Source organism: Paraburkholderia sp. BR10872, assembly GCF_040965835.1.
Taxonomy (GTDB): Bacteria; Pseudomonadota; Gammaproteobacteria; order Burkholderiales; family Burkholderiaceae; genus Paraburkholderia; species Paraburkholderia nodosa_A.
In genome coordinates this window covers 74,133-86,176 of record NZ_JBFRCN010000027.1, presented here as the reverse complement: position 1 = coordinate 86,176, position 12,044 = coordinate 74,133, and the positions used below count along the sequence as shown (strand labels likewise).

The following is a 12,044-nucleotide window of genomic DNA, read 5'->3' as shown; positions in this document are numbered from 1 at the left end:
CGCCAGTCATTAGTGAACATTGGGGCGTGATGCTATTTGTTCTGTCCAGGTGACAAGCGCGTAGTGCATTTCGTATGGGATTTGTGCGGGTGCCGAACCTGCGCGAATCGTGGTTGTGCCCGATGCATGGCGTCATGCTGAATCGATCGAATCGGGGAAAGCTATGAAAGTAAGAAGATTCGTCTGGCACGCTCATGCAGTGCGTTGGGCGCTCACCGCGCTGTGCGCCCTCGGCGCCGCCGGCGCGCAGGCGGACAACACGTTTGGCGTGCAGCTTGGAGCGGGCGTAGCGGACCACGACGTGAAAAAGCTCGACCTCGGCCTGGTGTGGGATCCGGGCCTGCAGTGGTGGCACATCGGCGGGTATCACTTCACGCTGGTTGGTGAAGCGCATGTCGCCTACTGGAAGCTGAATGCGCCGGACGCCGTCTACTCGCATATCTGGGAATACGGCGTGACGCCCGTTTTTCGCTTCATCAAGGACAGCGGCTGGTTCAAGCCCTTCATCGAGGCGGGCGTGGGCTTTCACTTTCTCTCGCACGTCCGGCAGACGCCCGATCGCGCGACGTCGACGTCCTTCCAGTTCGTCGACATGGTCGGTGTTGGTGCGCAGTTCGGCGAGCACGGCAACTATCAGGCCGGGTTCCGCTTCCAGCATTTGTCGAACGCGGATATCAAGGCGCCGAATCCGGGTACGAACTTCAGTCAGATCTACTTCCAGTACAACTTCTAGGGTGCCAGCGGGCATCCCGGCGTCTGTCAGGACGCGTGCTAGAATTTTTTGCATGCCGCCTGTCGCGCGGCGCTCAATGACTGGATTTCCGACTGCATGGAGGTCCCATGCCCGCAGGCAGTCAACTCACGCTCTATACGAGCCGCAAGCACAAGAAGGGCCACAAGTCGGCGGTCGCGTGGATCATCGACGCCGCGCGTGCGCAGGGCGTCTTCGGCATCACCGTGCTGGAAGGCTACGAAGGCCTCGACGCCCACGGAAAGATGCACGCCGCCCACTTCTTCGATCTGGCCGACGAGCCCGCCGTGGTGCTGATCGTCGCCGACGAGCCCTCTATCGACGCGCTCCTCGTCACGCTCGAAGCGGGCGGCGTCGAACTCTTCTATACGCGCACGCCAATCGAGTACGGCCGCCTCGCCGGCGCTTGACCGGCAGGGTCTTCACGCCGCCGCGCAGGCGCTTCGCCGCAGGTCCTCCCCGTCACGCGGGCGCCAGTCGATTCCCGCAACCCGTTACACTGTGGGTATTGGTGCGGTGCACCACGCATTGCGCCGCACGACCGGCATTTTCCATAGCGACACGCCGGAGTCGCAGACAAGGAGTGAGGACGAGGCATGGCAATCGAATCGGTAGGGATCGTGGGCGCAGGCACGATGGGCAACGGCATCGCCCAGGCCGTGGCCGTGGCGGGGCTCAAGGCGGTGATGATCGACGTCACCGATGCGGCGCTCGCCAAGGGCGTCGCCACGCTCACCCATAGCCTCGAGCGGCTCGTCTCGAAGGGCAAGCTCGAAGCCGGCGCGCGCGACGCCGCGCTCGCACGCATCGAAACGACCACCGACTATCAGCGCCTCGCGAGCGTCGATCTCGTGATCGAGGCGGCGACCGAGAACGCCGAGCTCAAGACGCGCATTCTCAAGCAGATCGAAGCCGCGGCCCGCCCCGACGCGATCGTTGCGTCGAACACCTCGTCAATCTCGATCACGGCCCTCGCGACCACGCTCGCCGACCCGTCGCGCTTCATCGGCATGCACTTCTTCAACCCGGTGCCGATGATGCCGCTCGTCGAGGTGATCCGCGGCCTGCAGACGCGCCCGGAGGTCGCCGAGTCGGTGCGCGAAATGGCGCTGCGCCTCGAGAAGACGCCGATCGCCGTGAAAAACGCGCCGGGCTTCGTGGTGAACCGCATTCTCGTGCCGATGATCAACGAAGCGTTCTTCGTGCTCGCGGATGGCATTGCGAGCGCCGAGGAAATCGACGCCGGCATGAAGCTCGGCGCCAATCATCCGATCGGCCCGCTCGCGCTGGCGGACCTGATCGGCCTCGACGTGTGTCTTTCGGTGATGGACGTGTTTCTGAAGGACTTCGGCGACTCGAAGTATCGTGCGTGCCCACTGCTGCGCGAGATGGTCGCGGCGGGCCAGCTCGGCCGCAAGACCGGCCGCGGCGTGTATCAGTACGACAAGGTGTCGTAAGGCCTGGCGCCCGGCTTCAGGCGAGCACGCTTACGCGGTATTGCGTGACCTGCCGATAGGTCTTGCCGGGCTGCAGCACCACTTCGTCACAGGCGGGCGCTTCCATGTTGATCTGGTTCGGGAAGCCGCCCGCTTCGAGGCACAGCCCCGCATAGCGCGCACACGTCGCGCCCCGGCGTCCCGGCTGTCCCTCCAGATAATTCCCCGTATAAAGCTGCAGGCCGCGCTGGTCGGTCGAGACGGCAAGCTCGCGTCCGCTGCCCGGCTCGTAGACGCGCGCGACCGGCCGCACCGGCCATCGCCCCGGCGCGGCGTGCAGCGTGCCTGCCGTGCTCTCGGGTGCGCGCAGCACGTAGCAGTGGTCGAAACCGCGTGCGCGCTCGAGCTGGGCGTTCGGCCAGTCGAGCCGCGCGCCGAGCGGCGCGCCATGGCGGAAGTCGAAGGCGCTGCCCGAGACGTCGGCGATGCGCGCGGGAATCAACTGCGGGTCGACTTCGAGGAAGGCGTCCGCGTCGATCGTCAGCACGTGGCCGCGAATGTCCGGGCTCGCCTCGCCGGAGAGGTTGAAATAGCCGTGGCTCGTGAGATTGAGCGGCGTAGGCGCATCGGTCACGCCCTCGTATTCGAGCGTCAGCGTGCCGTCGTCGTCGAGCGTGTAGCGCACCTGCACGCTCACGTTGCCCGGAAAGCCGCCGTCGCCTTCGGGTGAGTCGAGTCGCAGCACCAGCGAGCCCCGATCCTCTTCCACCTGCCACATCTGCCGATGAAAGCCGTTCGCGCCGCCGTGCAGCAGATTGCCGTTCTCGTTGCGATCGAGCGGATAGTCGATGCCGTCCAGCGTGAAATGCGCACCGGCGATGCGGTTGGCCCAGCGTCCCACCAGACCGCCCATGTACGTGGTGGCGGCGAGATAGTCCGCTGGCGTGTCGTGGCCGAGCAGGATATCCGCGAGGCGGCCGGCGCGATCGGGCGCGAGCCATGAAACGAGCGTGGCGCCGAGGTCGCTGACTGTCACCTTCATGCCCTGCGCGTTGCGCAGCGTGTAGAGCCGCACGGCGTCGCCGCCGGGCAGGGCGCCCCACGGTTCGGAAGTCAGATGGGCAGCAAGAGTGTTCATGAGGTGAAGGGAACGTATGAAGAAAGCGTGTTTGTCCGGGATGGCCGAAGCCGCTTCATCAAGTGGACAGGCGTGGGCCCGAAGCGTTCGCGACACTGTCCTGATATTCGCGCGGCGTGCATCCCAGTTCGCGCCGGAATACGGCATACATGTACTGCAGCGACGTGAATCCGCAGCGGATCGCCACCTCCGCGCTCGAGGCGTCGCGGCTCGCGAGCATCGCCTTGGCGGCGTCGAGCTTGTGGCGCAGGATTTCCTGGTGGACCGTGCATTGCAGTTCACGCCGGAAATAGTCTTCCAGCGACGAGCGCGATACGCCGACATAGTCGGCCACCTGCTCGGTCTTGATGCCCTGGCAGGCGTACTGGCGGATGAAGTGGCGCGCACGCATGACATGCGGGCTCGACAGCGGCTCGTGGCGGGTCGATTCGAGCACGTTGATGCCGACGGGCGGCACCAGAATGCGTTGGCCCGGAAAACGTGCACCGCGCAGCATCTGGTGCAGCAAGTGCGCGGCGGTCTTGCCCATTTCCTCCGTGCCCTGGATGACCGACGAGAGCGGAATGCGCGTGAGCGTGCGGGTGAGCGGATCGTTGTCGATGCCGATGATCGCCACCTGCTCGGGCACGGCAATGCCGTGAATCAGACACGCCTGGAGCAAATGCCGCGCCCGTGCGTCGGTCACGGCGATCACGCCCACGGGCTTGGGCAGGCTGTGCAGCCAGACGCTCAACTGCTCGATGGCCTGGTTCCAGGCGCTGGCGCTGGTGGCCTGGCCGCGGTAGATCGGCGCCTGTACGCCCTCTTCGCGGGCGAGCGCCTGGAACGCCAGTTCGCGCTCCTGCGCCCAGCGGTTTTCCTGCGCGACGGGCAGGCTGTACATCGCGAGGTTCGGCAGGCCCGCACCGATCAGATGCGTCCAGGCCAGCGAGACCAGTTTGCGGTTGTCGGTCGCGATATAGGGCACTTCGGCCGGGTACTGGGCGGCGTCTTCGAATGACGAGCCCACGGCGACCACCGGCAGCGGGCAGCCGCGCAGGGCGTCGGCCACGTCGGGGTCGTCGAAGTCGGCGATGATGCCGTCCCCGTCGAAGCGTTCGATGCCCGCGAGGCGACAGCGGAAGTCTTCCTCGAGAAAGAGATCCCATGCGACGCGCGTGGAGCGCAGATAGTGGCCAATCCCCGCAATGATCTCGCGGTCGTACACCTTATTCGCGTTGAACAGCAGCGCGATCCGGTGGGGTGTCTGGGAAGCGGGGGCACGGGTCATGTCGGGTCGGCGGTTGTTCGCCCGGCGCGGATCGCCGGCGGAAAACCGCCATGTCTCCAGTTCGGGCGCGGTGCGCGCCAAGGTGCACCGCGCTACGATGTCTCTGGCGCCTGCGGCGCGTCATTTTAAGCGTCCGGTTATTTTAGGCCCACATTCGGGTTCGCGGGCGCACCGGTCGCGGCCGTCGGCAGGAAACGTTAGAGGTCTCACGCAATTTCGCAATTGCCGCGCTTTGCGCGTCGCGGGCAGTATGGCGTCACACAGAGGGATGCACGCTGCGCCGCTGCGCTGCAACAACATTGGAGACATCATGTCGTATTTCGAACATATTCCCGCCATTCGATACGAAGGCCCGCAGTCGGACAATCCGCTTGCGTACCATCACTACGACCGTAGCAAAAAGGTGCTCGGCAAGACGCTCGAGGAGCATCTGCGCATTGCCGTGTGCTACTGGCATTCGTTCGTCTGGCCCGGCAACGATATCTTCGGGCAGGGCGCGTTTCACCGCCCGTGGCAGCAGCCCGGCGACGCCATGGAACGCGCGCACCAGAAGGCCGACGCGGCGTTCGAGTTTTTCTCGAAGCTAGGCACGCCTTATTACACGTTCCACGACACCGACGTCGCTCCGGAAGGCAAGGACCTGAAGGACTACACGGAAAACTTCAAGCGCATGGTCGACTACCTCGGCGAGCGCCAGCAGGCGAGCGGTGTGAAACTGCTCTGGGGCACCGCCAACCTGTTTTCGAATCCGCGCTACGCCGGCGGCGCCGCGACCAACCCCAACCCCGAAGTCTTCGCCTACGCGGCCACGCAGGTATGTCATGCGCTCGACGCGACGCGCAAGCTGGGCGGCGAGAACTACGTCCTGTGGGGTGGCCGCGAAGGCTATGACACGCTGCTCAATACCGACCTCAAGCGCGAGCGCGAGCAGTTCGCACGCTTCCTTTCGATGGTGGTCGAGCACAAGCACCGCACCGGCTTCACCGGCACGCTGCTGATCGAGCCGAAGCCGCAGGAGCCGACCAAGCACCAGTACGACTACGACGTTGCGACGGTGCACGGCTTCCTCACGCAATACGGTCTGCAAAACGAAATCCGCGTGAATATCGAGGCCAATCACGCGACGCTCGCAGGCCACTCGTTCCATCACGAAATCGCCACCGCGTTCGCGCTGGGTGTGTTCGGCAGCGTCGACGCGAACCGCGGCGATCCGCAAAACGGCTGGGATACGGACCAGTTCCCGAACAGCGTCGAAGAACTGACGCTCGCGTTCTACGAGATCCTGCGCCACGGCGGCTTTACCACGGGCGGCATGAACTTCGACGCGAAGGTGCGCCGCGCGAGCAGCGATCCGGAAGACATGTTCTATGGTCACGTGGGTGCGATCGACGTGCTCGCGCTGGCGCTCGAGCGCGGTGCGGCGCTCGTGGAAAACGACCGGCTCGAGCAGTTCCGCAGCCAGCGCTACGCGGGCTGGGACAGCGAGTTCGGCCGCAAGATTCTCGCCGGCGGCTATTCGCTCTCGTCGCTCGCCGCCGACGCACTCTCGCACGGCATGAATCCGCGGCACGCGAGTGGCCAGCAGGAGCGGCTCGAGAATGTCGTGAACCAGGCCATCTACGGCCAGCGCTAGCCGTGCCACGGCGCGCGAAAAATCATTAGCGCGCGCCGTCAAATTCGCAATTGCGCCGTTTGCGATTGAAGGCAAACTGACGCAAAAAATCAGGACGGAGACATGTTCATCGGTATCGACCTCGGCACGTCGGGCGTGAAGGCCGTGCTGCTCGATCGCGCGGGCGATGTGCTCGGCAGCGCGAGCGCGCCGCTCACCGTGAGCCGGCCGCAGCCGCGCTGGTCCGAACAGGCGCCGCAAGACTGGTGGCTCGCCACGCAGAGCGCGTTGCGCGCACTCATCGACGAGGCGCGCGGGCGCGGCTTCGACCCCGCACGCATCGAGGCGCTCGGCCTGACCGGCCAGATGCACGGCGCGACGCTGCTCGACGCGCAGGGCGAGGTACTGCGTCCCGCCATACTGTGGAACGACGGTCGTTCGGATACCGAATGTCTCGAGCTGGAGCGCGCCGTACCGCAGTTGCACGCCATCGCGGGCAATCTCGCGATGCCGGGCTTCACGGCGCCGAAGCTGTTGTGGGTGCGCAAGCACGAGCCGGAGATCTTCGCGCGCATCGCGCACGTGCTGTTGCCGAAGGACTATTTGCGCTGGCTGCTCACGGGCGTGTTCGCCACCGATCCCTCCGATGCCGCCGGCACGCTGTGGCTCGATATTGCGAAGCGCGACTATAGCGACACGCTGCTCTCGGCCTGCGACCTCACGCGCGCCCAAATGCCGGAGGTATTCGAAGGCAACCGGGTGACCGGCACGCTACGGCCCGAACTCGCGCGCCAATTCGGCCTGCGCGAAATTCCGGTCGTGGCGGGTGGCGGCGATAACGCGGCGGGCGCCGTGGGCGTGGGCATCGTGCGGCCCGGCGACGCGATGCTTTCGCTCGGCACTTCCGGTGTCTATTTCGCAGTTTCGGACGGTTTTCTCGCCAATCCCGATTCCGCGGTGCACAGCTTCTGCCATGCGTTGCCGCATACGTGGCACCTGATGTCGGTGATGCTCAACGCGGCCAGCTGCCTCGACTTCACGGCGCAACTGACGAGTTACGAAAGCGTCGCCGCGTTGCTCGCCGACGCCGAGGCAAACTCGAACGCCGAGCGCGACGCGCGCCGGCCATGGTTCCTGCCGTATCTGAGCGGCGAGCGCACGCCGCACAACAACGTCAACGCGAAGGGCGTGTTCTACGGTATGACCCCGCAGACCTCGCGCGCCGATCTGGCGAACGCAACGCTGGAAGGCGTGGGCTTCGCGCTGCTCGACGGCATGGATGCGTTGCATGCGGCGGGGCTCGTGCCGGACACGATCACGGTAATTGGCGGCGGCTCGCGCAGCGCCTGGTGGACGCAGATGCTCGCCGATATCAGCGGCCGCGCGCTCACGTTGCGCGCAGGCGGCGAGGTGGGGCCGGCCCTTGGCGCCGCGCGCCTCGCGCATCTCGCGCTCGAACCGGGCGCGCCGCTCGACGAAGTGTGCCCGCAGCCGCCCGTGCTGGCGATTCGCGAACCTGACGCCGCACGCCACGCCTGGTATCGCGAGGCGCGCCGTCCAACCTTTAGCGCGCTGTATCGCGCGCTCGAACCGGTTTTCGCCACCGGCGCCTGACTAGCGGCGCCGGCGAAGGAAAAACTGCACGGCCAGTGTAGTCGTGCAGCTGATTAGTCGTCCTACGGTTATACCGCACGCTGTGCTGTTTCGCGTGTGTTCCGCATTTACATCGGCAGCACCCTGATAACCATCGCCGCGGCGGCGACGCGTTCGCGCGCGCCTGCGCACCGGCATCAAGAGGAGTATGGAGACATGAATTTCGCCAAACGTCGTTCGGTTCTGAGTTCGCTCGTATGCGGGGCCGTGCTCGCGAGCCTGTCGCTTGCTGCACCGCTCGCGCACGCGAGCAAGGATCACCCCGAGATCGGCTTCTGCATCGACGACTTGCGTGTCGAGCGCTGGTCGCGCGACCGCGACTACTTCGTCGCCGCCGCGGAAAAGATGGGCGCGAAGGTGTCGGTGCAGTCGGCGGACGCGAGCGAAGAGCGTCAGGTCTCGCAGATCGAAAACCTCATCTCGCGCGGCGTGGATGTGATCGTGATCGTGCCGTTCAACTCGAAGGCGCTCACCAATGTCGTTGCCGAAGCGAAGAAGGCGGGCATCAAGGTCGTTTCGTATGACCGCCTGATCCTCGACGCCGACATCGACGCGTACATCTCGTTCGACAACGAGAAGGTGGGCGAGCTCCAGGCGAAGGGCGTCTACGATGCACAGCCGAAGGGCAACTACTTCCTGCTGGGCGGCGCGCCGACCGACAACAATGCGAAGATGCTGCGTGAAGGACAGCTGAAGGTCCTCAAGCCGGCCATCGACCGTGGCGACATCAAGCTGGTCGGCCAGCAGTGGGTGCCGGAGTGGAGCGCGTCGACGGCGCTGCGCATCATGGAAGACGCGCTCACCGCGAACAACAACAAGATCGACGCAGTCGTCGCCTCGAACGACGGCACGGCAGGCGGCGCGATCCAGGCGCTCGCCGCGCAGCATCTCGCGGGCAAGGTGCCCGTGTCGGGCCAGGACGCGGACCTCGCAGCGGTCAAGCGGGTGGTGGCGGGCACGCAGACCATGACGGTCTACAAGCCGCTCAAGCTCATCGCGGGCGAAGCCGCGAAGCTCGCCGTCGATCTGGCGAAGGGCCAGAAGCCGGCGTACAACGCGCAGTACGACAACGGCAAGAAGAAGGTCGATACGGTGCTGCTGCAGCCGACGCTGCTCACGAAGAGCAACGTGGACGTCGTCGTGAAGGACGGCTTCTATACGCAGGCGCAACTGGCAAGCCAGTAACGCTTATGGCCTGACGGCCCGTGCGCTCCACGAGTGTGGCCACGAATGTGGCCACTGCGTCGCGCGCGGGCCATCGCAGCGAGTAACCAGCGTATGACCGAACCCTTGCTGACGATGCGCGGCATCGTCAAGTCCTTTGCGGGCGTGAAAGCGCTCGACGGCATCGACCTCACCGTGCGGCCCGGCGAATGCGTGGGGCTGTGCGGCGAGAACGGCGCCGGCAAATCCACGCTCATGAAAGTGCTCTCGGGCGTGTACCCGCACGGCACCTGGAGCGGCGAGATCCGTTGGGAAGGCGCGCCGCTCGAAGCGCAAAGTGTGCGCGACACCGAACGCGCGGGCATCGTCATCATCCACCAGGAACTGATGCTCGTGCCCGAGCTGTCGGTGGCCGAGAACATCTTTCTCGGCAACGAAATCACGCTTCCGGGCGGGCGCATGAATTACGCGGCGATGTACCAGCGCGCCGACGAATTGCTGCGCGAGCTGAACATCGACGCCATCAACGTGGCGCAGCCGGTGATGAACTATGGCGGCGGCCATCAACAGCTCATCGAGATCGCGAAGGCGCTGAACAAGCGCGCGAAGCTGCTGATTCTCGACGAGCCGTCGTCTTCGCTCACGGCGGCGGAAACGAAGATCCTGCTCGACATCGTGCGCGACCTGAAGCGCCGCGGCGTGGCGTGCGTCTACATCTCGCACAAGCTCGACGAGGTCGAAGCCGTGTGCGACACGGTGAGCGTGATTCGCGACGGCCGGCACGTGGCCACCGAGCCGATGGCGACGCTCACGACCGATCGGATCATCGCGCAGATGGTGGGGCGTGAGATCCGCAATCTCTTTCCGCGCGAGGCGCATGACATCGGCGAGGTCGTGTTCGAGGCCCGCAACGTGACCTGCTACGACGTGACGAATCCGCGCCGCAAGCGCGTGGACGACGTCTCGTTCTCGGTGCGTCGCGGCGAAATCCTCGGCGTGGCCGGACTCGTCGGCGCGGGCCGCACGGAAACCATGCAGGCGATCTTCGGTGCGTATGCGGGCGCATGCACCGCGACGGTCTTGCTCGATGGCAAGCCGCTGAAAATCCGTTCGCCGCTCGACGCGATCAACGCGGGCATCGCCATGGTGCCTGAGGACCGCAAGCGTCACGGCATCGTGCCGCAACTGGGCGTGGGCCACAACATCACGCTCTCGGTGCTGCAGCGCTTTTCGAGGCACGGCCGCATCGACACGGCCGCCGAACTCGATACGATCCGCACGGAGATGCAGCGCCTTTCGGTGCGCGCGGCGAACCCCATGCTGTCGATTGCGAGCCTCTCGGGCGGCAATCAGCAGAAGGCGGTGCTCACCAAGATGCTGCTCACCGACCCGAAGGTGCTGATCCTCGACGAGCCGACGCGCGGCGTGGACGTCGGCGCGAAGTACGAGATCTACAAGCTGATCTTCCAGTTGGCCAAACGCGGCGTGGCGATCGTGATGGTGTCGTCCGAATTGCCCGAAGTGCTGGGCATCAGCGACCGCGTGCTCGTGATCGGCGAGGGCGAGTTGCGCGGCGACTTCGTCAATGACGACCTCACGCAGGAAGACATTCTCGGCGCAGCGATCCAGAGCGTGCGCGCCCAACCCGATACAGCGAGTGCAGTATGACCCCCGACGTCACGACCCAGAGCGCACGCGAAGACCTGCCGCAAGGCGGTAATGGCTTCGCCATGCGTTTCCAGCAACTCTTCGCCCGCTACAAGATCCTCGCGCTGCTGCTCGCAGTAGCGGTGATCTGGCTGTTCTTTTCGCTGCTCACGCACGGCGCGTTCGTCACGCCGCGCAACGTGTCTAACCTGCTGCGGCAGATGTCGATTACCGGCATGCTCGCGTGCGGCATGGTGTTCGTCATCATCGCGGGCGAGATCGATCTATCGGTCGGCTCGCTGCTCGGCCTGCTCGGCGGCGTCGCGGCGATTCTCGATGTGAATCGCGGCTGGCCGATCGGCGTGACCGTGCCGGCGGTGCTCGTGCTTGGCGTGCTCGTCGGACTCTTCAACGGCTGGTGGTCGACGTACCGCCGCGTGCCGTCGTTCATCGTGGGTCTCGGCGGCATGCTCGCGTTTCGCGGCGTGCTGCTCGGCATCACGGGCGGCTCGACCATCGCGCCGGTGTCCGATCACTTCGTGTTTCTCGGCCAGGGCTACTTGCCGCGCGTGGCGGGCGACGTGCTGGCGCTCGCGCTCTTCGTGCTGCTCGCCGTGCTCACGGTGCGCCAGCGTGGGAACCGCAGGCGCTATCAGCTGAGCGTCGTGCCACTCTGGCAAGACGGCGTGAAGATCGTCGGGGCGGGTGCGATCCTGCTTGCCTTCGTGCTGATGCTCGACAGCTATGGCGGCATTCCGGTGCCCGTGCTGCTGCTGCTCGCGCTGCTCGGTATCTTCACATGGATCGCCACGCAAACCGTGTTCGGCCGGCGTATCTACGCGGTGGGCTCGAACCTCGAAGCCACGCGCCTTTCGGGCGTGAACACGAACCGCGTGAAGCTTGTCATTTTCGCGCTCATGGGTCTCATGTGTGCCTTCGCGGGTATCGTCAATACGGCGCGTCTCGCGGCGGGTTCGCCCTCGGCGGGCACGATGGGCGAACTCGACGCGATCGCGGCCTGCTTTATCGGCGGCACGTCGATGCGCGGCGGTTCCGGCACCGTGTATGGCGCGCTGATCGGCGCACTCGTGATGGCGAGCCTCGACAACGGCATGTCGATGCTCGACGTGGACGCGTATTGGCAGATGATTGTGAAGGGCGGCATTCTCGTGCTTGCCGTGTGGATCGACGTGGTGTCGGGCTCGAACCGCCGCTGAGAAAGCGTGGCGCGCACGATTGCAAACCTGCTGACGCCATGAAAATCATGACCGTGTTCTTGCATCGCGCGTGACACCGCGGCGTAATTTTTGCGGATGACTGCCACGCGCAGTTGCTCTCCTCGCGCGCGCCGAGCGCGCTCTCAGGGCGGGACT

General features: G+C 65.4%; 10 protein-coding genes. 8 read left to right on the top strand and 2 right to left on the bottom strand.

Annotation, left to right across the window (positions count from 1 at the left end; genetic code table 11):
* Nucleotides 1-163 precede the first annotated feature (163 nt).
* The 3 genes from AB4Y43_RS21430 (at nt 164) to AB4Y43_RS21420 (ending at nt 2,208) form a co-directional block, all read left to right on the top strand.
* Nucleotides 164-733: an acyloxyacyl hydrolase gene (locus AB4Y43_RS21430; protein WP_069268184.1), complete on the top strand. Its 570-nt coding sequence runs from the start codon at nt 164-166 to the stop codon at nt 731-733.
* A gap of 107 nt (nt 734-840) precedes the next feature.
* On the top strand, nt 841-1,161 hold the full coding sequence (locus AB4Y43_RS21425; RefSeq protein ID WP_069268183.1) for a DUF190 domain-containing protein: 321 nt from the start codon (nt 841-843) through the stop codon (nt 1,159-1,161).
* 186 nt (nt 1,162-1,347) lie between these two features.
* The gene (locus tag AB4Y43_RS21420; protein WP_368617733.1) at nt 1,348-2,208 is read left to right on the top strand and encodes a 3-hydroxybutyryl-CoA dehydrogenase; all 861 of its coding nucleotides are present in this window, start codon (nt 1,348-1,350) and stop codon (nt 2,206-2,208) included.
* A gap of 16 nt (nt 2,209-2,224) precedes the next feature.
* On the opposite strand, the gene AB4Y43_RS21415 is transcribed toward AB4Y43_RS21420, so the two are convergent.
* Both AB4Y43_RS21415 and AB4Y43_RS21410 read right to left on the bottom strand, forming a co-directional pair.
* The gene (locus AB4Y43_RS21415; protein ID WP_069268181.1) at nt 2,225-3,325 is read right to left on the bottom strand and encodes an aldose epimerase family protein; all 1,101 of its coding nucleotides are present in this window, start codon (nt 3,323-3,325) and stop codon (nt 2,225-2,227) included.
* A gap of 58 nt (nt 3,326-3,383) precedes the next feature.
* Nucleotides 3,384-4,595 (bottom strand): XylR family transcriptional regulator, encoded by a 1,212-nt coding sequence (locus AB4Y43_RS21410; RefSeq protein WP_368617731.1) that lies wholly within the window; start codon nt 4,593-4,595, stop codon nt 3,384-3,386.
* Nucleotides 4,596-4,905: 310 nt separating this feature from the next.
* Between AB4Y43_RS21410 and xylA the strand changes: the two genes are divergently transcribed.
* From xylA to AB4Y43_RS21385, 5 genes are all read left to right on the top strand, one after another.
* The gene (gene xylA / locus AB4Y43_RS21405; protein WP_368728725.1) at nt 4,906-6,228 is read left to right on the top strand and encodes a xylose isomerase; all 1,323 of its coding nucleotides are present in this window, start codon (nt 4,906-4,908) and stop codon (nt 6,226-6,228) included.
* Nucleotides 6,229-6,330: 102 nt separating this feature from the next.
* Nucleotides 6,331-7,821, top strand: a complete 1,491-nt coding sequence (xylB, locus tag AB4Y43_RS21400) for a xylulokinase (protein WP_368728724.1) — start codon at nt 6,331-6,333, stop codon at nt 7,819-7,821.
* A gap of 195 nt (nt 7,822-8,016) precedes the next feature.
* Nucleotides 8,017-9,045: a D-xylose ABC transporter substrate-binding protein gene (gene xylF / locus AB4Y43_RS21395; protein WP_069268207.1), complete on the top strand. Its 1,029-nt coding sequence runs from the start codon at nt 8,017-8,019 to the stop codon at nt 9,043-9,045.
* A 93-nt stretch (nt 9,046-9,138) separates the two neighbouring features.
* On the top strand, nt 9,139-10,692 hold the full coding sequence (gene xylG / locus AB4Y43_RS21390) for a D-xylose ABC transporter ATP-binding protein (RefSeq protein ID WP_368617728.1): 1,554 nt from the start codon (nt 9,139-9,141) through the stop codon (nt 10,690-10,692).
* Nucleotides 10,689-11,888 (top strand): sugar ABC transporter permease, encoded by a 1,200-nt coding sequence (locus AB4Y43_RS21385; protein ID WP_342945934.1) that lies wholly within the window; start codon nt 10,689-10,691, stop codon nt 11,886-11,888. The genes xylG and AB4Y43_RS21385 overlap by 4 nt, the downstream gene beginning before the upstream one ends.
* Nucleotides 11,889-12,044 lie beyond the last annotated feature (156 nt).

Coding starts and splice junctions, on each gene's coding strand:
- AB4Y43_RS21430 (WP_069268184.1), top strand. CDS start 164: ATGAAAGTAAGAAGATTCGTCTGGCACGCTCATGCAGTGCGTTGGGCG.
- AB4Y43_RS21425 (WP_069268183.1), top strand. CDS start 841: ATGCCCGCAGGCAGTCAACTCACGCTCTATACGAGCCGCAAGCACAAG.
- AB4Y43_RS21420 (WP_368617733.1), top strand. CDS start 1,348: ATGGCAATCGAATCGGTAGGGATCGTGGGCGCAGGCACGATGGGCAAC.
- AB4Y43_RS21415 (WP_069268181.1), bottom strand. CDS start 3,325: ATGAACACTCTTGCTGCCCATCTGACTTCCGAACCGTGGGGCGCCCTG.
- AB4Y43_RS21410 (WP_368617731.1), bottom strand. CDS start 4,595: ATGACCCGTGCCCCCGCTTCCCAGACACCCCACCGGATCGCGCTGCTG.
- xylA (WP_368728725.1), top strand. CDS start 4,906: ATGTCGTATTTCGAACATATTCCCGCCATTCGATACGAAGGCCCGCAG.
- xylB (WP_368728724.1), top strand. CDS start 6,331: ATGTTCATCGGTATCGACCTCGGCACGTCGGGCGTGAAGGCCGTGCTG.
- xylF (WP_069268207.1), top strand. CDS start 8,017: ATGAATTTCGCCAAACGTCGTTCGGTTCTGAGTTCGCTCGTATGCGGG.
- xylG (WP_368617728.1), top strand. CDS start 9,139: ATGACCGAACCCTTGCTGACGATGCGCGGCATCGTCAAGTCCTTTGCG.
- AB4Y43_RS21385 (WP_342945934.1), top strand. CDS start 10,689: ATGACCCCCGACGTCACGACCCAGAGCGCACGCGAAGACCTGCCGCAA.